Genomic DNA, 23,432 nt, shown 5'->3' on the forward strand with positions numbered 1-23,432 from the left:
CCGGGCCCAGCGCCTGTCCTACCAGGTGCTCAGGACGCGGGCTGGCTCCACAGGTCGCACTTGTGGTCCCGCGGGAACGTCGTCCCCGAGGTGATCGCCTCCGGTGCGAGGTTCTGCACCTTCGGGTACGTGGCCCAGTACGGGGCGTCCGCGGCGTACGGGACGCTCGTCCGGGCGAAGTTGGTCCAGTAGCCGAGCATCCGGTCCGCCAGGGCGTTCTGCCCGGGGGTGCCGGAGACCCCGCCGAAGACGTACCGGATCTCCGAGCCGTGCGGGGCGCCGATGGGGAAGCTGAGCGGCAGGTCCAGGTAGTCCATGGAGTGCCGGTCGGCGAACTCGTACTGGTAGGAGCGGACGTAACGGGCCATCAGGTCGGCCGTGCGGGACTGCGGGCAGGCGAACTGCGAGTCGGTGAAGACCGCGCCGAGCGCCTCCGCCGGGGTGCCGTACGCCGACAGCGGGTAGCGGGCCAGGATCGCGTCGGCCCGCTCGCCGTAGGCCGCGCGGACCGCCACCGGGTAGCCCGCCGCGGTGAGTTGCCGTCCCGCCAGGTCGTAGGCGGTGGCCACCGACAGCCTGCCCTCGTCGGCGGTGGTGCCCTGGAGCACCGGGACCCGGTGGAACCGTCCGGCCGCCAGCGCGTCCGTCACCTGCTCGGGCAGCAGCACCCCGTCGACGTTGGGCGTCCAGCGGGCCGTCGGCGACTGCGCGGCCCGCAGCAGCACGTCGGCGGGCTTGGCACGCAGGCACGCCACGTCCGCGCAGCCCAGCGCGTCGGCCCAGGCCGTGCCGTTGCTCTCCTGCGACTCCTGCGTGGGCAGCGGGAACCCGCAGCCCGACTGGGCGATGGCCCGGTCGAACTGGCCGACCGTGCGCGGCGAGACGAGGTTCTGGCAGACGCTGCCGCCGCCCGCCGACTCACCGAAGAGCGTCACGTTGCCGGGGTCGCCGCCGAACGCCGCGACGTTCTGCCGCACCCAGCGCAGCGCCGCCTGCTGGTCGAGCAGCCCGTAGTTGCCGGACAGCCCCAGCGGCGACTCCTTCGCCAGGTCCGGGTGGGCCAGGTAGCCGAACGCGCCGAGCCGGTAGTTGAAGTTCACGACGACGACATCGCCCCGGGCGGCCAGCTCGGCGCCGTCGTAGAACGTCCCGGAGCCCACGGTGTAGCCGCCGCCGTGGATCCACAGCATCACCGGGCGCTTGACGAGGGAACGCTTCGCGGGCGTGTAGACGTTCAGGTACAGGCAGTCCTCACTCGGCGTGCCCGGACCCGCCAGGTTGCCCCAGGGGGTGGGGGTGAGGGCCTGCACACAGGGGTTGCCGGGGCTGGTCGCGTCCCGCACGCCGGTCCAGGGGCGGGGCGGGGACGGCGGCTTCCACCGGTTCGCGCCGACCGGCGGCGCGGCGTACGGGATGCCGAGGTAGGAGGCGGCGGTCTCGTCCGCCGTCCCCCGCACCTGGCCGTAGTGGGTCGTGACGGTCGGTCCGTCGGCCGCCCGGGCGGGTACGGCGGCCATCCCGACGGCCGACAGCAGCAGCGCGGCGATCAGCGCGCCGAGCCGGGTGGTCCAGCGCGGTAAGGGGCCGTTCCTGGCCGGGGGAGTGGTGAGCGGGCCGGGCATCTGCACCTCCGTGCGGAAGGGGCGGGCAGGTCACCGCAGTCTCGCCACCCGCCCGATGCCCGGCACCGCGTAAATCACCAGTGGCGCCGGGGTGCCCGGTTCACACCGTGCGCCTGCCCCGTGACGTCCGCAGCAGGAGCAGTCCGCCGCCGATCAGCAGGACGGTCCCGATGGCCGCGGGCCACAGCTTCGCGCCCGTCTCGGCCAGCCCGCCGCCGACCGTCTGGGGCGCGGTCAGCGACTCGCTCCGCTCAGGGCTCGGCGCGGTGCTGACCTGCGCCGCGGCGGCATTGCCGTCGTCGGAGGGGCGGGCGGTGGCCGGAGGTGAGGTGCGGATCTTGGGGGAGGCGGTCGTGGGGCGCGCCGTCACGTCGCCCTTGTTGCCCTGGTCGGCGGGGTGCTCGGCGCGGTCGGTGTTCTGCGGGGCCTCCGGCTCGTCGGACTCCTGGGGGTCCCGCGTCGGCTGGGCCGTCTCGCGGGGCGACTCGCTCGGGTCCTCGCCGGGTGTCTCACTCGGCTCCTCGCTGGGCTCCTCACCGGGCGCCTCGCTCGGGTCCTCGGTCGGCTCCTCGGCGGGAGGCGTGGGCGCGTCGTCCGGCAGGTCGGTCGAGTCGCAGTCCCGGCCGCTGTTGATGCAGCCGACCATCGCGTCCATCAGCTCCTCGTCGAAGACGTTGACGAAGTCGCCGTGGTCCGTGACCGGCTTGTGCAACTGCTCCGGGAAGGAGTCCACCGCGAACAGCGGCGTCGTCCGGCCGCCGTCGTCCAGGCTCGGCGCGGCCACGTCGTACACGATCCGCTGCACCAGTCGCGGGATCGCCCGGAACCCCTCCGGGCAGCGGCCCTCGGCGTCGGCGAAGGCCACGTGGGTGCGGTGGTTGGCGCTGTCGATGCCGCTGCCGTCCCAGCAGCTCTGGAACCGGAAGGTGCGCACCACGGCGCTGCCGTCCGGGCACAGCGGGTACTTGTCCCTGAGCTGGCGGTCCTCGAAACCGGTGCAGCTCCAGGAGGCGTTGGCGTTGGCGGTGCCGTTGACGAACGCCTTGGCGTCGCCGGTGATGATGCGCAGCAGCCTCGGCATCGCGGTGACCTCGCTGACCGGGCTGCCCTCGAACGTCAGCGTGACCTCGGCGGGCGTGACGATCTCACCGGCGTTGCCCTCGATCCCGCCGCCGGGGGACTCGGCGTCCCGCTCCACGGTGCCGTTCCGCAGGCGCAGCACCGGCCAGTAGTACGTCGACCTGTCGCCGGGGTTGGCGCAGCTCGTCTCGGCGTTGGCGAGGTCCTCGTCGCTGGCGAAGGCGGTGTTGGACTGGTTGCCGATGTAGTCGTGGAAGTGGTGGGCGCCGTTGGAGACACCCGGCGCGACGATGATGTTGTCGGAGTTGAACAGGCCGTTCTCGTTGACGCCGCAGCTGGTGGTGAAGGTGCCGCGGGAGGCGCCGTCCCGCGGGCGCGGGCGCCGCGCGGTGGGCTGCACCGAGGTGATGTCGGCGTAGTCGGCGGCGACGGGACCGTTCCCGGCCTGCCCGTCACCGCCGTCACCGGCGCCTTCACCCGCACCTTCGCCGGTCTGTTCCCCCTGCTCCGGCTCCGCCCGCGTGACGCTCACGGCGCAGGTCGCCAGGTCCGCCAGCCCCTGCGGGGACTCGCCGGAGCGGTCGACGGCCGCCGTGATCCGGCCGATCGACGCACCGCGCTGCTCCTTGAGCGGGTCCGTGATCGCCGCCGGGTCGATCGCGCCGCCCCCCGCCGCCGCCTCCTGGAGCCGCTGGTAGGCGTCCGCCACCTGCTGGTCCAGGGCGGCGAGTTCCCGGTCCACGTCGGCGCGGGCGTCGTCCGGGACCTCGGTGAGCCGCTCGCCGACGTCGGGGCAGTCGATGGTGGCGGCGCGGCCCCCGTCCAGAAGGACGCGTTCCCCGCTGCCGGTGGCGGAGGCGTAGACGTTCACCCCCACCAGCCCTCCTCCGCCGAGCATGAGGGCGACCGCTGCGAATGTCGCGCGTCGCGCGCCGGTGGGGCGTCTGCGCGTGTTGCGTCTCACGGATGGACTCCTACGAGTGTGGGGGCGGCGACCTGGTCATGGCGACCGTCCGTACTTGTACGGAGCCCGACGCCGAGATGTTCAGGCGTCGTTGGCATTCCCGGGTTGGCCGGGCTCGTCCGCGCTGTCGCGGACATGGGTGAGTTTGTCGGGGTTGGTGACCAGATAGACGTCCGAGATCCGCTCGCCGTCGGTGGTGAGGTCCATGACCATCACGGCGTACGGCGAGCCGTGCGCGAACACCACCGCGGCGTCGTCGCCGTTGACGCGGCGGTAGCGCAGCTCCAGGCCGGAGCCGTGCCGCTCGGCGTAGCCGGTGAGCAGGCACACGGCCTTGTCCCGGCCGCGCACCGGGCGCAGCGCCGAGACGCCGGGGAGGCCGCCGCCGTCCGTCCAGACGGTGACGTCGGGGGCGAGGATCTCCATCAGCGCGGCGACGTCCCCGCCGAGCGCGGCCCGCACGAACCGTTCGGTGGCCTCCCGGCGTACCCGGGGGTGCGGTCGATGATCTCCGCGATCTCGGTGTGCGCGTAGCCGAACACCTCGCCCAGCACGAACACCGCCCGCTCCAGTGGGGTGAGGGACTTCAGGACCACCAGCATCGCCAGGGAGACCGACGCGCCGCGCAGCGCCGGGTCCGCGGCGTCGCTGGCGGCCGTCGCGGTGTCCCGGACGTCGGTGAGCAGGGGTTCCGGCAGCCAGGGGCCGACGTAGGTCTCCTGGCGGCGGCTGATCTGGCGCGCCGCCCCAGGGCGTGGTTGACGGCGATGCGGACCAGGTAGGCGCGCGGGTTGGCGACCTCGGCCAGGGGGAGCGGTTCAGCCGGGCCGTCCGGGACAGCCAGGTCTCCTGGAGCACGTCGTCGGTGTCGGCGACCCTGCCGAGGACGTTGTAGACGACGCCGAACAGCAGCTCGCGGTGGTGTGCTCACGGCTGGGAGGCCGTGCGGGTTCCGGAATGTGACAGTCGTCGACACGAATGTGACGCGCGTCTCATCGCTTTCGAACGAAACGGACCGGGTTCGGCTTGCCTCGGTACCGTGCCGTACCCATCCTGAGCTGGTGGTATTTACGGGTAAGTACCCGAGCGGTACCGTGATGTCATGCCAGCTCTGAATGTGGAGTTCAGCGAGCGCGAGCTGGAGGACCTGCGACAGATCGCCAAGGAGCGCGGTACGTCGATGAAGGCCCTCGTGCGTGAGGCCGCCGCTGCCGACATCGCCCGCCACCGGGCGCTCCAGGAAGGCGCGGAGGCGTTCCGCCGGTTCTTCGCCGCGCACGCCGACGAGTTCGCGGAGGCCTTCCCCGACGACGAGCCGCCCGCCAAGGGCGAGGGACGGGCCGCCTGACCCATGACACCTCCCGTCGTCCATATCGACGTGCCCTGGCTGCTCCAGCGCCACGAGGAGGTCATGCCGGACCAGCCCACGGTCAACGACTTCTCGGCGCTGGTCGCCGCCGTCGCCCGGCACCGGGTCGACCCGCCCCGGCTCGGCGTGGACTCCGACCCGGCGTGGCGGGCCGCCGCCCTGCTGCACACCCTCGCCCTGCTCAAGCCCCTGCCGTCGGCGAACGCCCGCTTCGCGTGCGCGACCGCCGTGGCGTACATGTTCGTCAGCGGCGTCGGCATCGACCCGCCGTACGGCGCCCTGGTGGACCTCGCCCGCGACCTGATCGACGGCAAGGCGGACGTCTACGCGGCGGCCGACCGGCTCAGGTCCTGGCAGATCTGACCCGGGCACCGTGCTTTTCGGGGCCGCCTGGCCGAGGGCGGGAGGAGCGGGACCAGGGCCTGTCGTTTGGGTCAGGCCGCAGGGCATCGGCGGTGGATGATCAGACCCCGCGTCTGCGGCATGATCCAAACGACAGGCCCTGGTCGGCCCAGCGCGCGCAGGAGAGCCGCCGTCCTGCGCGGGGCCTCCGAGAGGGCCGGGTTCCATCGGACTACGCGGGGCGGCGTGGGCGGGAGCGTGCGCGGGGCGCCGGTGTGTGCGCGTGATTCACACGGGGCGCGGGGAACATCGAATGCCGGTGCGAACCCGCTGGTGAGGCGCCCGCCAATTGACTCACTTTCAGTGAAACCGATGTTGCCCAAGTGCCTTGTTGGTCATGAGTGACCTGTGCGAGGGTGAACCCGCCATGCGGGGGGCAATTGCCAGCGCTCGCGGACTTGTTGAACCGGGTCCGGAGTGCCAAAGGTGAATTCACGCACCCCGCTCACCGCCAAAAAGGTACGCACCAATAAGGCGCCCCCTTTTCGGCGACAGAACTCATGTGTGTCCACGCGCGCGTGGGAAGGAATCCGCTCAAGTGCCCACCCCCCACCCCCCTCGACCTCCCTATCCGCCGCCCGGTGCGGCGCCCGGTGAGTCCGACGAGGCCCTCGCGGCCCGGCTCACCGGCGCCGCGGACGACGAGGTCGCCCACTCCACCGGCCTGCTGATGGCGCGCCACTGGCAGCCGGTGCACGAATACGCCGTCATCTGTCTCGCCTCCTCGGCCCAGGCCGCCTCGATGGTCACCGGCACCGCCTTCCACCAGGTCTTCGACCGGCTGACGCTGGGCGAGCCGGGCGTCGCGCTGCGGCCCCTGCTGCTGGTGGCCGTGCGCGACACGGTCCGCCGCTGGTCCGCCGACGACCAGATATCCGGCGTACTGCCGGAACTGCTGAAACCCGCCGGGGGCCGCGGTATGCGCGCGGCGGGCTCCCTGACGCCGGAAAACCGCAAGCTGGCCGAACGGGCATTCCTCGGCCTCACCCCGGTCGCCCGCTGTCTGCTCTGGCACACCGAGGTCGAGGCGGAGCCGATTTCCGTACCGGCCGGTCTGTTGGGCATCGACACCCACAGCGCCTCGGCCGCCCTGGAACAGGCCCGGGACAAATTCCGCGAGGGCTGTGTACGGGCCCACCGGGAACTCGCGCCGAGCAAGGAGTGCGGCTACTACAACCGACTCCTGGACGTGCCGATCCGCCGCGGCGGCACCCTGCTGCCGGACGTGCAGGAGCACCTCGACGACTGCCGCTACTGCCGCTCCGCGGCGGAGCAACTCAGCCATGTGGAGAGCGGGTTGGGGGCGCTGCTCGCGGAGGCCGTACTGGGCTGGGGCGCCCGCCGCTACCTAGACTCCCGGCCCGCCCGCGGCTCCCAGGGCCCGCGTGGCCGCCGCTCCGGGCGGCACGGCGGCCGGGCCCGGCGCCACCGGCTGCTGGCCCGCCTCCCCACCCCGGTCGTGCTGCCCACCCCGCGCGCCCTGCTCACCGGCGTCGGCGTCGCCTCCGCCGGAATCCTCGCCACCGTCCTGGTGGCCAACCTGTGGTCCTACGACGGTGACGCCGACCCGGCGGCCTCCAGCAGCGCGGCCACCGGGCGCCAGGCCCAGCCGGGGGTGTCGGCGCCGCCCGACAGCGCCGCGCTGCCCGGCGCCGTACGCCGCATCGGGCTGCGCAACGCCGCCGCCGACCTGTGCCTCGCGGTGCGCGGCGCGGTGCGGGCCGGGGCGGGCACCGAGCTGGCGCCGTGCTCCGACGCGCGCGGCCAGCAGTGGTCGTACGAGGACGACGGGCTGCTGCGGAGCGTCGCCGAGCCGCGGCTGTGCCTGGACTCGCACGCGGACGCCGGGGTCGTCATCCTCGGTGAGTGCGCCGCCGCCGACGTGGAGCGCGGGGTCGACGTGCGCTACGACCTCACCGTGCGGGGCGAGCTGCTGACCCGCTGGGAGGAGCAGCTCGCCCTCGCGGCCACCACCGACGCGCCGGGCGCTGACATCGTCGTCAAGGTCCGTGACGGCTCCGACGGCCAGCGCTGGCTGACCGGCTCCCCGTCGGCCAGCCCCGACCCGCTGTCGGTCACGGGCACGGAGGGCCCGTCGGCCCGCCGGGTGGAACTCCCGGGCCGCAGGGCCTGACGTCGGTCCGGCGGGCGGGCGGCACGAGGCCCCGCCCGCCGGAGACCCTCAGGCTTCCACCACGTCCCCCGCCCCCACCGTGCCCGGGACCGCGTGGCCCGACAGGGCCAGGGTGAGGTCGAGTTCGGCCAGGACGCAGCGGATGACGTGCTCGACGCCGGGCTGGCCGTCCAGGGCGAGGCCGTAGACGTACGGGCGGCCCAGCAGGACCGCGCGGGCGCCGAGGGCGAGGGCCTTGAAGACGTCGTCGCCGGTGCGCACCCCGCTGTCGAAGAGGACCGTCAGCCGGTCGCCCACCGCCCGCGCCACCGCGGGCAGCGCGTCGGCCGCCGCCACCGCACCGGCCACCTGGCGGCCCCCGTGGTTGGAGACCACCACCCCGTCCATCCCGGCGTCGGCGGCGAGCCGGGCGTCGTCCGGGTGCAGGACGCCCTTCAGGACGATCGGGCCGTCCCAGTGCTCCCGCAGGAAGGCGAGGTCCGGCCAGGTCTTTCCGGGGTCGGCGAACATGCCGACGAAGTGCATCACCGCGGCGTTGAGGTCCTCGTGCGGCGGCTTGGCGAGGCCCGCGCGGAACGCCGGGTCGGAGAAGTAGTTGGCGGTGCCCACGCCGTGCAGGAACGGCAGGTACGCCTGGTCCAGGTCGCGCGGGCGCCAGGCGAGCAGCGGGGTGTCGAGGGTGACGACCAGCACCGAGAAGCCGGACGCCTTCGCCCGGTCGAGGAAGCTGCGCGTGACCTCGCGGTCCCTGGCCCAGTACAACTGGAACCAGCGCTCGGCGTCCCCCATCGCCGCCGCGACCTCCTCCAGGGGCGTACTGGACGCCGAGGACAGCGTGAACGGCACGCCCTGCGCCGCGGCGGCCCGCGCGGCGGCCAGCTCCGCCTCCGGGTGCATGATCGACAGCACCCCGACCGGCGCCAGCGCCAGCGGGGCGGGCAGGGTGCGGCCCAGCACCTCGACCGTGAGGTCACGCTCCGCCACGTTCCGCAGCATCCGCGGCACGATCCGGCGCCGGTCCAGCGCCGCCCGGTTGGCGCGGGCCGTGCTGCCGTCCCCCGCGCTGCCCGCGACATAGCCGACCGGGCCCGGGCCGAGGCGCCGCTCGGTCAGCTCCTCCAGCCTGGTCAGGTCGGTGGGCAGCCGGGGGACCGCGCCCGTCATGCCGTTCAGGTAGATCTCGTACTGGAAGTCCGCCCAGTGCTTGGCCATCGCCAACTCCCGCCTCTCCTCGTCGAGCCGCGTCGCGCGCCCCGACGATACTGGCGAGTAGCGCGAGGGCGCCCGGCCGCCCCCGCGCGGGTTGTTTCCGGCCGATTAACGAGGCGGCGGAAACCGGCCATTCAGCCAACAAGATCGATCGGGAGTGGGCTGCCACGGGAGTTGCAACGTTCGAATTCCGTGACTTCCCGCCACTGATTCAACACGCAAGGTTACTGAAACCGGTGGGGTCGATGTGAGTTTCGGCGGCGGACTCGGCAGACTCGCGCTCGCCGGTCCGGCACCGACCAGGACGCCGTCCCGGCACCCCTGGACTTCGAGCGGAAGGATGCACACGATGCGGAACCCCGCGCGCTGGGCAGCGACCCTCGGCCTCACGGCCACCGCCGTCTGCGGACCCCTGACCGGGGCCGCGCGGGCCACCGAGGCCGCCCCGTCCGCGCTCTACGCCCCCTCGGCCCTGGTGCTCACCGTGGGCCACGGCGAGACGGCCGCCCTCGCGGCCCCCGAACGCGCCGTCACACTGGACTGCGCGGCCCGGCCCGTCGGCACGCACCCGGCGCCGCTCGCGGCCTGCGCGGAACTGCTCGGCGCGGGCGGTGACCTCGACGCCCTCCAGGCCCGCGACGACGTGCTGTGCACGCGCGAGTACCGGCCCGTGGTCGTCACCGTCGACGGGGTCTGGCAGGGCCAGCGCGTCTCCTACGAGCGCACCTTCGGCAACGAGTGCGCGCGGAACGCCCACGGGGCGTTCTTCGCGTTCTGAGAAGACCGGGATCGTACGGTCCCCGTGAGTGCAGCGGACCCGTAACTGGGGAGTGCGGGTCCCGCACGGGGCACGTCGCGGTCTCGCACCGGGGACCGGTGAGGCGGAGTGGGGCCGCCCACCGGTCCCCGGCACCATGCGCGCTAGCGCCGGTCCCGGTGGCTGGTGTCGCACCACGGGTAGCGGCGGCTGCGGCGGCAGGTGCACAGGGCCACCCGGAAGCGGTCGGAGGAGACGGTGGTGCCGTCCTCCAGTTCCACTTCGACCGGGCCCTCCACCAGCAGCGGGCCGCGCCGCCGCATCCGTATCCGGCGGGGTTCGCGGGGCGGTTCAGCAGGGGGCTTGGGCACGGACGATCACCAGCTCCTCCCGGTCCTCGGTCGCGGACAGCAGCCCCCGCTCCCGCAGCCACTCCGCCCGCGCCCGCAGGACCGGACCGAAGGCGATCCGATGCCGGTGCGTGACCGCGGCCGACAGCCCGGACGCGCGCAGGTGTCCGACGGTCCGGCCCGGGTCGCTGAGCGCGGAGTGGACCAGCAGCAGGGTGCCGCCGGGGCTGAGCAGGGCGGGCGCCTCCCGGCAGATCCGGTCCAGCACCGCCCGCCCGTCCCGGCCGCCGTGCCAGGACGTCACCGCGCCGAAGGGCTCCCGGGCGTCGTCGGGGCCCGGCACGTACGGCGGGTTGGTCACGATCAGGTCGAACGACTCACCGCGCACCGGCGCGAACAGGTCACCGTGCCGGACGCGCACCGGCAGCCCGGCCCGCCGCGCGTTGCGCCGCGCGGCGCGCACCGCCCGCCAGGACACGTCCACCGCCGTCACCCGCGCCCCGCGCCGCGCGGCCCGCAGCGCCAGCGCGCCCGTCCCGGTCCCGACGTCCAGCACGTGCGCGCCCGGCGGCAGCGGCTCCTCGGCCAGGGCGCCCGCGAGCAGCGCGGTGTCCTCCTGCGGGGCGTAGACGCCCGGTGGGGCCAGCGGGGGAGCGGTCTCGTCCGGCGGGGCCGGTGTCACAGAGGAAGTCACGCACCCCAGGTACCCCGAACATCACGACATATGGGGTGTAAGGCGTGTTTCGGGAGTGTGCAGGGACGACCGGCCCGCGTGCCAGTCGGTCAGCAGCCGGGCCGCGAGCCGGTCCTCGACGTGCCCGGTCGCGTCGATGCCGAAGGCCACGTCGGACGCCAGGTACGGCTCCTCCTCCAGAAGCCCTCCGATGACGTCGTACCGCACCACCTGCTCGTGCACCGCGTCGGCCTCCACGTGCTCGTCGTAGAAGTGCTCGGCGGCCGGTCCCGCCCCGGTGCGGCGCATCGCCTCCGCCAGCCTGCGCGAGCCCGGCGAGGAGGTCACCTCCACCGCCGCGAAGTGGCCCACGAGGGCGCCGCGCAGCGACCGGTGCAGCCCGAACAGGGACATCAGGTTCACCGTGGCCAGCACCTCCGCGGACGCCACCGGCAGGTAGTGGCCGTACGACGTGTCCAGGCCGAGGTCCGTCATCAGGTCGGCGAAGAGCCGCGCGTGCACCCGGTCGGGACGGCCGCCGCCGTACTCGTCGAACTCCACCGCCGCCATCGCCGCCTTCGCGCGCCCCCACAGCCTGGGCAGCACCCACGCGTGCGGGTCGGCCTCCTTGAGGTGGTACAGGGAGCGCTGCATCGCGTACTCGCGGAGCTGCCACAGCTCGCCCTCGTCGCGCAGGAAGTGGGTCACGCCCGTCCCGTCGACGGGTTCGACCAGCAGGTCCGCGAGGGCGTCGGTCACCGAGTCGTGGACCCGGGTGTCGGCGCGCAGCGCGGACAGGAACCGGTCCTCCAGCGCGGCCCGCGCGCGCAGCAGCTCCGGGTCCCACTCGCACTCCGGGCGCACCCCCGCGAAGCCGCGGTAGTGCGTCTCGTAGCAGAGGTACAGGGCGAGCTGGAGGTCGTCGCCGTACGCCGTCGCGTCCGCGGCGTCCGCGGGGTGCGGGGGCGGTCCGGTCTCCGTCAGCCGGTCCAGGACGGCGGCCGAGAGGGGGCCCCGGGCGGGCGGCAGGGGTGGTTCGCGGTGTGCCATGCGGGCCGGGTACCCGGACGGCGGCGGACCTTGCGTCCGCTTGGGCGCTCCCCGCGGGGGCCACGCGTCGGCCGCCAGCCTGGACGGCGTGGCACGGGTGCTGGCGGAGCGCCGGTGGGGGTCGCCGTCCAGGTGACGGACGGCGACCCCCACCACGCGACCCCCACCACCGGGGGTCAGTCGCCCTGGGACTCCTCCTGGGCCTCGACATTGGGGGTGATGGCCTCTCCGGCCTCGCCCCGGTGTGCCCGTTGTTCGTCGGTGTCCCGGGTGCGGCGCTCGATCTTCTCTATCTCGCGCAGCACCTCCTCCCGCGCCGTCTCCGCGCGGTCCTCGGGGCGCCCGTCGTCGTGCGGGCGCCCCGCGCCCGTCCTCTCGTCGGACATGTCGCTCTCCCGTCCTCGTCTCGGCGTCTCAGCTCGTCGTCGTCGCGATGCGCAGCGGGACCGGCTCGCCGGGTCCCTCCGCGGGCTCCTCGGCGGGGCGGGAGACCTCCGCCCACCAGGACCCGCCGTCCTCGATGTGCCGCAGCATGATCCCCTCGCGGATCGCCCACGGGCAGACGGTGACCGTGCGCAGCCCGGTCAGCTTCATCGCCGTGTGCCCCACCACCGCACCGGCCAGGCTCTGCGCGGCGCGCGGCGCGGAGATGCCGGGCAGCCGGGCCCGCTCGGCGGCGGGCAGCTCCGCCAGCCGGGTCACCGCCCGGCGCAGGTCCGAGCGGTGCAACTGGCGTTCCGTGAACGGTCCGTGACGGCCGGGCGCCGCCCCGCACAACCTGCCGAGCTGCTGGAACGTCCGGGACGTCACCACCGCGGTGCGCGGGCCCTCCCAGCGGATCCGCGCCGCCACGTCCCGCAGTTGGTGCCGCACCTTGCGGCGCAGCACGCGGACCAGCTCCGGCGACGGCGGGTCCTGCCCGGCGAAGAACTCGTGGGTCAGCCGCGCCGCGCCCAGCGGCAGCGACGCCGCGAAGTCCGGCATCCGCCCCCGCCCGAAGGCCACTTCGAGGGAGCCGCCGCCGATGTCCATGAGCGCCAGCGGCCCCGACCGCCAGCCCATCCAGCGCCGCGCGCCGAGGAACGTCAGCTCCGCCTCCACCTCACCGGGCAGCGTGCACAGCTCCACGCCGGTGCGGTCGCGGACGGTGCGCAGCACCTCCTCCCGGTTCGGCGCGGCCCGCACCACGGCGGTCGCGAAGGCCAGCGGACCGGCCGCGTGCCAGCGGGCCGCGGTCCGCGCCGCGTCGGCGACCGCGCCGACCAGCCGCTCCACGGCCTCCTCGGGCACCGGGCCGCCGGGTCTGACCTGTTCGGACAGTCTCAGCCGCCACTTCGCGGTGTGCACCGGAAGTGGCACCCCGCCCTCCGCGTCCGCCACCACCAGCCGCACCGTGTTCGATCCCACGTCCACCACGCTGATTCGCATGGGCCCGCGAGTACCCGCTCACACCCGGTGCCAAAGGTGTCCGGCACGGTAACGGCGCGAACCGGGCGGTCGGCCGCCTCACGCGAGCTGACGGCGCACCAGCTCGTACAGCCGCCCGCCGGTGTCGGCCAGCAACCGCGCGGGCGGGCCCTCCTGGGTGATCCGGCCGTCCTCCATCACCAGGACCCGGTCGGCGTCCAGGACCGTCGACAGCCGGTGCGCGATGACGATCCGGGTGGCGCTCAGGGCCTTGGTGCTCTCGATGACGGTGCGCTGGGTGTCGTTGTCCAGGGCGCTGGTCGCCTCGTCGAAGAACAGGAGGCGCGGACGGCGGATCAGCGCCTGCGCGATCATCAGCCGCTGCCGCTGGCCCCCCGAGACCGAACCGCTCCCGGAGACGAGGGTGTGCAGCCCCATCGGCATCCGCCGGATGTCCTCGGCCAGCCCCGCCAGCTCGGCCGCCGCCATCACCTCCTCCGGCGTGTGCGGCTCGGTGCCGCTGATGACGTCCATGATCGAGCCGGTGAACGGCTGCGCGTGCTGGAGGACCACCCCGCACTGCCGCCGCACCGCGGACTGGTCGAGGGCGGCCAGGTCCTGACCGTCGTACAGGACGCTGCCGGAGGTCGGGCGGTCGAAGCCGATCAGCAGGCGCAGCAGCGTCGACTTGCCGCAGCCGCTCGGGCCGACGACCGCCACGAACTCGCCGGGCCGCACCGCGAAGGAGACGTCGTCCAGGACCAGCGGACCGTCGTCGGAGTAGCGGAACGACAGCCGCCGGGCCTCCAGCGCGCCGGTCAGCGGACCGGGCCGGGTGCTCCCGGCGCGCACCTCGGGCGCCGCCGCCAGCACTGGCTTGATCTGTTCGTACAGCGGCAGCGCCGCCACCGCCGAGACCAGGGCGCCGGTCACCTGGGTGACGGCGGTGAGCAGCATGGTCACCGCGGTGTGGAAGGCGAGGAAGTCCGCCGCCGACATGTCGCCCCGCGCCGGGCCCGCCAGCAGCATGAACATCAGCAGCGAGCACAGCGGCAGGTAGACCGCGCCGAGCACCGTGGTGAGGTTCTTGATCCGGCCCACCCGCTGCTGGAGTTCCCGGCTGCGCGCGAACTGCTCCGCCCAGGCCGCGTAGGCGTAGTTCTCGGCCGCCGCGATCCGCAGCTTGGGCAGCCCGCGCAGGGTCTGGAACGCCTGGTTGTTCAGCTTGTTGGTGAGCACCACAAGACGCCGCTGCCAGCGCACCTGCCACAGCCCGAGGCCCAGGAACACCGCCGCGACGACCGTGAGCATCCCGAGCGCCGCGAGCGCCATCGGCACGCTGAACCACAGCAACAGCGCCAGGTTCACCGCGCCGACCGTCACGGACTGGGCGACGGTGGGGCCGACGCCCGCGAGCATCCGGCGGATCGCGCTGATACCCATCGCCGCGCTGGCCAGCTCGCCGGTGGAGCGGCCGGTGAAGAACCGCGTCGGCAGCCGCAGCAGCCGGTCCCACACCGCGGGCTGGAGCGCCGCCTCGACGCGGCCCTCAAGGCGCAGGATCGTCAGGTTCTGGAGCAGCAGGAACGCCGCCGCGACCACGCTGCTGAGCAGCACCGCCAGACAGACCTGCCCGATCAGCCCGGCCCGCGCCGTCGGCACGTACTCGCCGAGCACCTTGCCGGTGGCCACCGGCACCAGCGCGCCGATCGCGACCGTCACCAGACCGCTCAGCAGCAGCGCCGTCAGATCGCCGCCGGTGCCGCGCAGCGTGAAGCGCAGCAGGCCCAGCGGGCCGAGCGGCCGGTCGGGCAGCGGCCGGTAGAACATCACCGCGCGCGGCTCGAACTCCGCCGCGTTGGCCTTCTCCACCGGCGTCTCCCGGCCGGTCGCCGGATGGACGGCGACATAGCCGCCGCGCCGCCACAGCAGCGCCACCGGCGCTCCGGACAGCGCCCGGTGGCCGACCAGCGGGCCGACGTCCTCCCGCCACCAGCGCCCCGCCAGCCGCACCGCGCGGGTGCGCACCCGGGACGCCAGCGCGATCCGCTCCACCGGGTCGAGCCGGTCGCCGTCGGCGCCGCCGTGCCCGGGGTCGGCCAGCGCGATCCCGCTGGCGCGGGCGACCAGGCGGCACGCCGCGTAGGTGGCGTCCGCGTCGGCGGCCGTGGCACGCCGGGCCGACGGCCCGCCGATCGCGGCCAGCAGCGTGCGGTCCGCCTGGTCCCGCACCGCCTCACCGGCGCGGATACCGGCCGCCGTACGGGTCTCGTGGCTGCGCTCCAGCTCCGCTATCCAGCGGTCGAGGGTGGTCAGCAGCCGGTACTGCTGGCCGACCATGGACTGCCACACCGCCGGGTCCACCAGCAGGTCGGCCGCCGCCTCCGCGCCGTACAGCGACCCGTACTGCACGCTCCCGGGCGGCACCCGCATCCAGAACACGTCGTCATCCGTGACCTCGGCCGCGCCCTCGCTGGCCATCGGCGCCTGGAAGAGGACCGACAGACCGCGGCCGACGCCCAGCGCGAGGGCGTACTCCAGCGGGCTGGTCGTCGGCGGCACGTACTGCGGGTTGCCCCACTCGTCGTAGGACCACGTCTGGGTGGGCGCGGGCTGGTACAGCTCGCGCAGCCCGATCCGGCGCACCACGCACTCCCGCAGCGGCCGGGCCACCAGCGTGTGCCGGGCGCCGGAGACCGGGCCCAGCAGCAGCGTGCCCGCCTCCAGACGGCCGAGGTGGTGCCAGTGGCCCTGCCGCTCGGCGTCCACCGCGAACAGGTCGAGCGCCCCGGCCGCGACCAGCCACAGCACCTGCGGCCCTTCGAGGTCCAGGCGGGTGAACCCGGCGCAGTCGACCGCCGAGCCCAGCGCCCCCAGGGCGCCCAGGACGAGATCGCCGTCCGGCACGGACACGGACGTCATCTCACCGCTCCCTGACCAGCGCCGCGTACGCCCCGCCGCGCGCCACCAGCTCGTCGTGCCGCCCGCGCTCCACGACCGTGCCGTGCTGGAGGACGACGATCTCGTCACTGTCGCGCACGGTGCTGAGCCGGTGCGCGATCACCACACAGGCGCAGCCGCGCCGCCGCAGGTTGTCCATCACCACCAGCTCCGTCTCCGCGTCCAGGGCGCTGGTCACCTCGTCGAGGACGAGGATGCTGGGGCGGCGCACCAGCGCGCGGGCGATCTCCAGGCGCTGCCGCTGCCCGCCGGAGAAGTTCCGGCCGTCCTGCTCCACCGGGCTGTGGATGCCGCCCGGCCGCCGCGCCACCACGTCGTACAGGGCCGCGTCGCGCAGCGCCTCCACCACCGCCTCGTCGGGGATCGACGGGTCCCACAGCGCCACGTTGTCGCGGACGGTGCCCTCGAAGAGGAACACCTCCTGGTCGACGAAGGACACCGACGCCGCGAGCGCCCCGCGCGGGATGTCCTCAAGGCGCCGCCCGTCGACGCGGATCACGCCCTCCCACGGCGCGTACAGGCCCGAGATCAGCCGGGACACCGTGGACTTGCCGCTGCCGGAGCCGCCGACCAGCGCCACCTGCTGCCCCGGGCCCACGGTCAGGTCGAACCCGGTCAGCAGCGGCTTGTCCAGCGGGCTGTAGCCGAAGGACACGTTCTCCAGCTCGACGTACCCGTCCAGGCGGCGGGTGGCGTCGGGCCGGTCCCCGACCCGCTCGTACAGCGGGTCGGCGCGGAAGTTCTCCACGTCCTTCAGCCGGGCCACGTCCGCCGCGAAGTCCTGGACGCGGCCCGCGACGCCGTTCAGCCGGGTCAGCGGCGCGGTGAAGCGGGTCACCAGCGCCTGGAAGGCGACCAGCAGACCCACCGAGATATGGCCCTCGACCGCCCGCAGCCCGCCGATCCACAGGATCAGCGCGCTGTTCACCGTCGCCAGCGTCGGCGCGACCACCCCCAGCCACGCCGTGGGCACCCCGAGCCGCTGCTGCTCCTCCAGGGTGGTCGCGTGCTGCCCCGCCCACCGGCGGAAGTAGCCGTCCTCGCCGCCGGTCGCCTTCATCGTCTCGATCAACTGCAGCCCGGTGTAGGCGGTGTTCGTCAGCCGCGCGCTGTCGGCGCGCAGCTTCGCCGTACGCGTCGCGCGCAGCCGTACGACGACCCGCATGGCGACGATGTTCAGCAGGGCCACGCCGATGCCGACGAAGGTGAGCTGCGGGTCGTAGGTGTAGAGGAGGACGGCGTACAGCACCACCACGACCGCGTCGACGCCCGCCGCGGCGAGGTCGCGGGCCAGCGTCTCGGCCACCGCGTCGTTGGACTGGAGGCGCTGCACCAGGTCGGCCGGGCTGCGCTGGGCGTAGAAGGTGACCGGCAGCCGCAGCAGGTGGCGCAGGAAGCGGGCGCTGGAGAGGGTGGAGGAGATGATCCGGCCGTGGTGCAGGTTGGCCTGCTGGAGCCAGGTCAGCACCACCGTCAGCAGCACACAGGCGCCCATGGCCGCGAACAGCGTCCCCAGCAGCGAGGTCTGGCCGCCGATCAGGAACGTGTCGATGTAGGTCCGGCTGAGCGCGGGCACGGCGGCGCCGACCAGCACCAGCAGCAGGCTCGCGAGCACGGCGGCGGGCAGCGTCCCGGCGGTGCCGCGCAGCCGGGCGGGCAGCGCGCCCCAGACGCCGGGCCGACGGCCGCCGCCGGTGAAGTCCGGGCCGGGTTCCATGGTGAGGACGACGCCGGTGAAGCTGCCGTCGAAGTCCTCCAGCGGCACGAAGCGGCGGCCCTTGCCGGGGTCGTTGACGAACACCCCGCGCCGTCCCAGGCGGCGCCCCATGCCGTCGTAGACGACGTAGTGGTTGAACTCCCAGAACAGGATCGCGGGCGCCGCCACCCCGGCGAGCGCCGCCAGGTCCATCTGCATCCCCTTGGCGGTCAGGCCGTAGGAGCGGGCCGCCTTCAGCAGGTTGCTGGCGCGGGAGCCGTCACGGGAGACCCCGCACGCGATGCGGAGTTCCTCCAGCGGGACGTGGCGGCCGTAGTGGCCGAGGACCATCGCGAGCGCCGCGGCGCCGCACTCCACGGCCTCCATCTGGAGGACGGTCGGGGTGCGCACGGTCCGGGCGCGGGCCCTGGGGGCGGAGCGTCTGGGTGGTGCGGCGCGGCGTCGGCCGCGGGCGGCGCGGGTGGCGGTCATGGCAGCAGCCAGTCGACGGGACGCTGGTCGGCCAGCCGGATCGATCCGGTGGCCAGCGTCATGGAGGTGAGGGCGTGCGGCGGGCCGTCCGACGTGGACCACCGGTAGCCGCTGTCGGTGCTGCCGGAGGGGTCCAGGCGTACGGTGACGGCGACCGGGCGGCCGTCCTCGGTGAACTGCTCGCCGAGCTGGGCGTCCCCGAGGAACGCGGCGATCCGCTGGGCGGACTGGGGCGCGCGGTCCACCGCCCGTACGTGGCCGCGCAGCACGCCGTACCGGTCGGCGGGCACGGTCTGGACGGTCAGGTCCACGGCGGCGTCGGCGGGGATGGCGGCGGCCTGCTGGGCGGGGACGTACACGGTCGCGTACAGCGGGTCGTCCGCCCCGGCCGTCCGCTCCACGGCGGCCAGGTCGGCGCCGGTGGCGACGATCTGCCCGATCGTCGCGGCGAGCGCGGTGAGACGGCCCGCGGCGAGGGTGCGCACCACGGTCTCGCCGTCGGCCGTACGGACCTTCAGCACGGGGGAGTCGGCGGGCAGCCGCTCGCCCTCCTTGGCGAGGACCGCGGTGACCTGCCCGGCGACCGGGCTCTGCAGGACGTAACTGCCCTTGCCGTGGGTGAGGATGGCGGGCGCGTCCACCGTGGCGGAGACGGTGCCGGTCACCGCCCACACGGACGCGGCGGCCAGGGCGAGGACCGTCACGGACAGCACGAGCCAGCCCTGCGGGCGGGCGAGCCGTACCGGGAGGTCCAGCTCCTCCGGCGACTGGAGCTTGGCGAGGGCCTGTTGGCGGAACTGCACGGGATGTCCTCGGCGCGGTCCGAGGTCCCGGAGCCGGGCGACGGCTCCGGGACCTCGGGGACGCGTCCGGGTGCGATCAGAGACCGGCGACCAGGTTGGCGACCGGCGCGGTGCTCAGGCCGGTGGCGCCCTCGACGGTGCTGACGGCGGTGTTCACCAGGCCGGAGACCGGGGCGATGCCGTCCACCAGACCGGTGACGGTGCCCACGGCGTTGACCGTGAGGCCACCGGCGACGTTGTCGAGGTCGGCGTCGGCGATCTCGGCGGTCTCAACCTGGGGGGTGGAGTTCATGATGGAACTTCCCTTCCTATGGATATCTCACAAGGGGGAGCGGCCCCTTCCGGGGACCCCTTCCGGGGACGGACGGCCGCCACCGCGGGCGCCGGGCGCCCTGCCGGGTGCCGTGGCGGGCCCCGCGGTGCGTTGGATCAAAGCACGCCGCCGCCGCGCCCTTCCAATCAATCACCCCGTCCCACCTGCGCACTTGCGCCTCGCCCTGGGTCAACCGTGCAGAGCCGGGCACCGCTTGCCAGCGACTTCTTCACAGCCCGCGCGGGATCGTCGCAGCCGTCCCCTTGCCGCCCCCGCGGCGAATCCGGCACTCCCGCCCCAAAGACGTGCCCGGCGGCGGGCGGTTGTGCAGATCCCACGGAACCGGTGCCCCGGATGGGCAATCGGTGTGCAGATTCCCTGAAGCCGGGATTCCGCCCCGCGTTCGAGACGGACCGTCGCGGACCGACTACATCGGGTGCCGACCTGGCCGAGACGCGCCGTCAGCCCCGGCGCGCGGAACCGGAATTGAACGCCCCGCGCGCCCCGTCCGTACCCATGGCCATCCAGGCGCCCCCCGAAAGCTGCCGACCGGCGGCCACCCAGACCCCGTCCCCCAGGAGGTCGAGAAGGTTGAGTCACAAGCGAATGCCGAAGCGCAGGGCCGCGATGGCGGTGGGCGGCGTGGCGGCGCTCGGCGCGGCGGCCGTCCTGCTGCCGCACGCCAACGCCTCCCAGGACGGCGCCCCGGACGCCGCGGCGCCGAAGACCCTCAAGGCGGCGGACGCCTCCGGCCTCGCCACCCAGCTCGCCGGGCTCCTCGGCGACGCCTTCGCGGGCTCGTACTACGACTCCGCCAGCCAGCAGCTCGTCGTCAACGTCGTCGGCGACGACAACCAGGTCGTCGTCCAGGCCAGGAAGGCCGGGGCGACGGTCCGGCAGGTCGACAACAGCATGGGCGAACTGGAGGTGGCCGCGCGGACGCTGAAGAGCGAGGCCACCATCCCCGGCACCGCCTGGGCGGTCGACCCCCGCACCAACAAGATCCTCGTCACCGCCGACTCCACCGTCACGGGCGGCGACTGGGACCAACTGGAGTCGACCGTCGACACCCTCGGCTCCGGCATGGCCACCCTCAAGAAGTCCGCCGGCACCTTCAAGACCTTCGTCTCCGGTGGCGACGCCATCTTCGGCGGCGGCGCGCGCTGCTCCCTCGGCTTCAACGTCACCGCCGCCGACGGCGCCCCCGCCTTCCTCACGGCCGGACACTGCGGGGTCGCGGCCGAGCAGTGGTCCGACGCGCAGAACGGGGCGCCGGTCGGCACCGTCGAGCAGGCCGTCTTCCCCGGCGACGGCGACTTCGCGCTCGTCCGGTACGACGACCCCGCCACCGAGGCGCCCAGCGAGGTCGACGTCGGCGGCGGGCAGCTCGTCCCCATCGCGCGGGCCGCCGAGGCGGCGGTCGGCCAGCGGGTCTTCCGGATGGGCAGCACCACCGGCCTCTTCGACGGCACGGTCACCGGGCTCGACGCCACCGTGAACTACCCCGAGGGCACGGTCACCGGCCTCATCCAGACCGACGTCTGCGCCGAGCCCGGCGACAGCGGCGGCTCCCTGTTCACCCAGGACGGCAGCGCGATCGGCCTGACCTCCGGCGGCAGCGGCGACTGCACGATCGGCGGCGAGACCTTCTTCCAGCCGGTCACCACCGCCCTGGCGGCGGTCGGCGCCACCCTCGGCACGGAAGGCGCGGACGGCGCGGAAGGCGCGGGCGACGCGGGCGCCGGGGAGGAGGACCAGGGCGCGGCCCGTGAGGTGCCCGGCCTCGGCGACGAGGTGGGCCTCGGCGCCCGCAAGGGACACACACGGGGCGACTGAGCCCACGGGGACCCACGCGGCAGGAGCGACGCCGCGCCCCCACAGACGTCCGCCGACCGCCCCCACCAGCGGCGGCGGACCCCGCGGTCCGGTCCTTCGGCGGAGGGACCGGACCGCGCCGCGAGGGCGGGGGAGAGCCCCTCAGGCGTCCTCCCGCCCCCGCCCTCGCGCCCGCAACAGCAGCAGCGCCACGTCGTCGTCGCGCTCCTCCGCCGCCGCCCCCGGCCCGACCAGCGTGTCCGCCAGCTCGTCCAGCGGCATGTCCCCCGCCGCGGTGAGCCGTCGACCCAGGTCCGCGAGGGCGTCCTCGATGTCGACGCCCGGCGTCTCGATCAGGCCGTCGGTGTACAGGGCGAGCACGGAACCGGGCGCGAGGGCGACCTCCGTCGTCGGGTAGGCGGCGGAGTCGTCGATGCCGAGCAGCGGACCCCCGGCCAGGTCGAGCACCCGCACCCGGCCGTCCGGGCGGCGCAGCAGCGGCGGCGGATGCCCCGCCCGCGCCATCACGGCCCGCCCGCGCTCCGGGTCGAGCCGCAGGTACAGACAGCTCGCGAACAGGTCCGAGCCCAGGTCGATCAGCAGCCGGTTGGTGCTGGCCATCACCTCCTGCGGGGACTGCCCGACGGCGGTGTACGCCCGTACGGCGGTCCGGATCTGCCCCATCAGCCCGGCCGCGGTGACGTTGTGGCCCTGCACGTCCCCGATCACCGCCGCGGCCTCCCCGCCCATCGGCACCACGTCGTAGAAGTCGCCGCCGATGTCCATGCCCCGGGTGCCCGGCAGATAGCGGGCGGCGGTGTCGATGCCGGGCAGCGGCGGCAGCGAGTGCGGCAGCAGCGCCTCCTGGAGCCCGTGCGCGAGCTGGTGCTTGGCGTCGTAGAGCAGCGCCCGCTCCAGGGCCAGCGCGATCAGCCCGCCCAGACTCGTCAGCACCGCCCGCTCGTCCGCCGGGAACGCGTGCGGCTCGGCGTAGGCGAGCACGCAGGTGCCCACCGGCCGCCCGGAGGCGATCAGCGGCAGGAACGCCCAGGAGACGAACCCGTCGGGCGTCGCGGGCCGCGCCGGGTACAGCCGCTCCAGGTGCTCCCGTGACTCGAAGAACGCGGGCACCCCGCTGGTCAGCGCCTGCGCGCCCGGGGTCGAGGAGTCCAGCGGCAGCCCGTCGAACTGCTCCACCATGTGCGGGTCCGGATAGCCGCGGTGCCCCAGCACGCGCAGCCGCCCCGCCCCGGTGCCCAGCAGCACCTGCGCCTGGCTGCCCACGGCGGGCGCGATCTCGTCGGCGACGAGCTGCACCACGTCCTGCACGCCCGCCGCCTGGGTCAGCGCCCCGGCCAGGCTCAGCACCTGCGACATGGTCACCAGCCGGGACGGCCCGTCGCCGGACCGGGGCGCGTCCCGCGCCAGCTCCGCCACCGCCCGCGCCCTGCTGATCCGCACGCTCAGCCCGGTCCTGCTCGGGTACATCCGGAACGACAGCCAGTCGCCCGGCGGGCGCAGCGCCACGAACGAGGTGGCCTGCTGGCTGAAGAGGGCCGCCCGGTACCGGTCCTCGTACACCGGGTCGTTGAGCCAGGGCACCGACGCCCAGAGCTGGGTACCGAGCAGCCGCTCCAGCGGTACGCCGAGCAGGTCGGCCACGGTCGGGTTGGCGAACGTGATCCGCCCCTGCATGTCCAGCGAGCACAGCCCGTACGGCAGCCGGGACACCATCCGGGTCGCCTCGACCGACCCGAGCGTGCCGGAGGCGCTGCCGATCAGCGGGGCGGCCAGCAGGTCGGGCTCCGGGCGCACCGGGAGCCCTTCGCGGGCGGCGCGCTCCAGCCGGACGGCGAGCCGGTGGCAGGCGGCCGTCAGATGCTCCCGCTCCCGCCGCGACAGCTCCGGAGGGTGCCCGCCGGGCCAGGTGACGAAGACCGCCCCGTACACCGTGGACTCCGTCGCCACCGGCAGCGCGGCCAGCGCGAACGGGTACGGCAGCACCACGGCCACCCGGGGGAAGCGGCGCGCCATCTCCTCCTCGTCGCGCACCCAGACCAGCGCGCGCTCCCGGGTCGCCTCGGCGACCGGGATCGGCGCCGCGAGGCCCACCCGCTCCCAGGGCGCCGCGAACGCCCGCGGCAGCCCCGCCATCACCGCCATCTGGAGTACCGGCTCGTCCGGCGCGAGCAGATAGACCGCGCCGGAGTGCGCCTGGACGTCGTCCATCATGGCGGCCAGCGTCAGCGACAGCAGCGGCAGGCCGACCGGCAGCCGGGAGGTCGGCGCCTGCCACCCCGTGTCCTGCCCCTCGGACACGCCGACCACCTCCTCG

Annotated in this window: 18 protein-coding genes and 1 pseudogene; 5 read left to right on the forward strand and 14 right to left on the reverse strand. The window is 74.4% G+C overall.

The genetic code is table 11. From position 1 onward, the window contains the following. Positions 1-29 precede the first annotated feature (29 nt). The 3 genes and pseudogenes from ACFQZ6_RS32315 to ACFQZ6_RS32325 form a co-directional block, all read right to left on the reverse strand. Positions 30-1,622: a carboxylesterase/lipase family protein gene (locus ACFQZ6_RS32315; RefSeq protein WP_381616439.1), complete on the reverse strand. Its 1,593-nt coding sequence runs from the start codon at positions 1,620-1,622 to the stop codon at positions 30-32. 100 nt (positions 1,623-1,722) lie between these two features. After that, a complete protein-coding gene (locus ACFQZ6_RS32320) occupies positions 1,723-3,666 on the reverse strand; it encodes a DUF1996 domain-containing protein (protein WP_381616442.1) in 1,944 nt (647 codons plus the stop codon). Between the two features lie 81 nt (positions 3,667-3,747). Then, positions 3,748-4,578: pseudogene (locus ACFQZ6_RS32325) on the reverse strand (sigma factor). A 190-nt stretch (positions 4,579-4,768) separates the two neighbouring features. Between ACFQZ6_RS32325 and ACFQZ6_RS32330 the strand changes: the two are divergent. The 3 genes from ACFQZ6_RS32330 (at position 4,769) to ACFQZ6_RS32340 (ending at position 7,571) form a co-directional block, all read left to right on the forward strand. After that, on the forward strand, positions 4,769-5,014 hold the full coding sequence (locus tag ACFQZ6_RS32330; RefSeq protein ID WP_381616445.1) for a hypothetical protein: 246 nt from the start codon (positions 4,769-4,771) through the stop codon (positions 5,012-5,014). A gap of 3 nt (positions 5,015-5,017) precedes the next feature. Continuing rightward, on the forward strand, positions 5,018-5,398 hold the full coding sequence (locus tag ACFQZ6_RS32335; protein WP_381616448.1) for a toxin Doc: 381 nt from the start codon (positions 5,018-5,020) through the stop codon (positions 5,396-5,398). A 577-nt stretch (positions 5,399-5,975) separates the two neighbouring features. After that, positions 5,976-7,571 carry an RICIN domain-containing protein gene (locus tag ACFQZ6_RS32340; RefSeq protein ID WP_381616450.1) on the forward strand — a complete coding sequence of 532 codons (1,596 nt, stop codon included), beginning with the start codon at positions 5,976-5,978 and terminating at the stop codon, positions 7,569-7,571. Positions 7,572-7,619: 48 nt separating this feature from the next. Here the strand turns inward: ACFQZ6_RS32340 and ACFQZ6_RS32345 are convergent, their stop codons facing one another. After that, positions 7,620-8,783: a lactate 2-monooxygenase gene (locus ACFQZ6_RS32345; protein ID WP_381616453.1), complete on the reverse strand. Its 1,164-nt coding sequence runs from the start codon at positions 8,781-8,783 to the stop codon at positions 7,620-7,622. 346 nt (positions 8,784-9,129) lie between these two features. Between ACFQZ6_RS32345 and ACFQZ6_RS32350 the strand changes: the two genes are divergently transcribed. Continuing rightward, positions 9,130-9,558, forward strand: coding sequence for a subtilase-type protease inhibitor (locus ACFQZ6_RS32350; protein WP_381616456.1), 429 nt, complete (start codon positions 9,130-9,132; stop codon positions 9,556-9,558). A 143-nt stretch (positions 9,559-9,701) separates the two neighbouring features. Here ACFQZ6_RS32350 and ACFQZ6_RS32355 read toward each other — a convergent pair whose 3' ends face one another. The 9 genes from ACFQZ6_RS32355 to ACFQZ6_RS32395 all read right to left on the reverse strand — a co-directional run bounded on the left by ACFQZ6_RS32355 (position 9,702) and on the right by ACFQZ6_RS32395 (position 19,261). Continuing rightward, on the reverse strand, positions 9,702-9,860 hold the full coding sequence (locus ACFQZ6_RS32355) for a CDGSH iron-sulfur domain-containing protein (protein WP_381618827.1): 159 nt from the start codon (positions 9,858-9,860) through the stop codon (positions 9,702-9,704). 28 nt (positions 9,861-9,888) lie between these two features. Then, the gene (locus ACFQZ6_RS32360; protein ID WP_381616459.1) at positions 9,889-10,581 is read right to left on the reverse strand and encodes a HemK2/MTQ2 family protein methyltransferase; all 693 of its coding nucleotides are present in this window, start codon (positions 10,579-10,581) and stop codon (positions 9,889-9,891) included. A 21-nt stretch (positions 10,582-10,602) separates the two neighbouring features. After that, positions 10,603-11,610, reverse strand: a complete 1,008-nt coding sequence (locus ACFQZ6_RS32365; protein ID WP_381616462.1) for an iron-containing redox enzyme family protein — start codon at positions 11,608-11,610, stop codon at positions 10,603-10,605. A 176-nt stretch (positions 11,611-11,786) separates the two neighbouring features. Then, the gene (locus ACFQZ6_RS32370) at positions 11,787-11,996 is read right to left on the reverse strand and encodes a hypothetical protein (RefSeq protein ID WP_381616464.1); all 210 of its coding nucleotides are present in this window, start codon (positions 11,994-11,996) and stop codon (positions 11,787-11,789) included. A gap of 28 nt (positions 11,997-12,024) precedes the next feature. Beyond that, positions 12,025-13,038 carry a Ppx/GppA phosphatase family protein gene (locus tag ACFQZ6_RS32375; RefSeq protein ID WP_381616467.1) on the reverse strand — a complete coding sequence of 338 codons (1,014 nt, stop codon included), beginning with the start codon at positions 13,036-13,038 and terminating at the stop codon, positions 12,025-12,027. A gap of 78 nt (positions 13,039-13,116) precedes the next feature. Further along, complete coding sequence (locus ACFQZ6_RS32380) at positions 13,117-15,939, reverse strand: NHLP bacteriocin export ABC transporter permease/ATPase subunit (protein WP_381616470.1); 2,823 nt, start codon at positions 15,937-15,939, stop codon at positions 13,117-13,119. Position 15,940: 1 nt separating this feature from the next. After that, positions 15,941-18,166 (reverse strand): NHLP family bacteriocin export ABC transporter peptidase/permease/ATPase subunit, encoded by a 2,226-nt coding sequence (locus ACFQZ6_RS32385; protein WP_381616473.1) that lies wholly within the window; start codon positions 18,164-18,166, stop codon positions 15,941-15,943. Then, positions 18,163-18,969 (reverse strand): HlyD family efflux transporter periplasmic adaptor subunit, encoded by an 807-nt coding sequence (locus ACFQZ6_RS32390; protein ID WP_381616475.1) that lies wholly within the window; start codon positions 18,967-18,969, stop codon positions 18,163-18,165. Before ACFQZ6_RS32390 ends, ACFQZ6_RS32385 begins: the two co-directional genes overlap by 4 nt. A gap of 76 nt (positions 18,970-19,045) precedes the next feature. Next, entirely contained in the window at positions 19,046-19,261 is a 216-nt protein-coding gene (locus tag ACFQZ6_RS32395) for a type A2 lantipeptide (protein ID WP_381616478.1), read from the reverse strand. A 612-nt stretch (positions 19,262-19,873) separates the two neighbouring features. Here ACFQZ6_RS32395 and ACFQZ6_RS32400 point away from each other — a divergent pair. After that, positions 19,874-21,118: a S1 family peptidase gene (locus ACFQZ6_RS32400; RefSeq protein ID WP_381616480.1), complete on the forward strand. Its 1,245-nt coding sequence runs from the start codon at positions 19,874-19,876 to the stop codon at positions 21,116-21,118. Between the two features lie 141 nt (positions 21,119-21,259). Here the strand turns inward: ACFQZ6_RS32400 and ACFQZ6_RS32405 are convergent, their stop codons facing one another. Further along, positions 21,260-23,425 (reverse strand): SpoIIE family protein phosphatase, encoded by a 2,166-nt coding sequence (locus ACFQZ6_RS32405; protein WP_381616482.1) that lies wholly within the window; start codon positions 23,423-23,425, stop codon positions 21,260-21,262. Positions 23,426-23,432 lie beyond the last annotated feature (7 nt).

The sequence above is a fragment of the Streptomyces flavalbus genome (assembly GCF_042674625.1).
In the GTDB taxonomy this organism is placed as follows: Bacteria; Actinomycetota; Actinomycetes; order Streptomycetales; family Streptomycetaceae; genus Streptomyces; species Streptomyces flavalbus.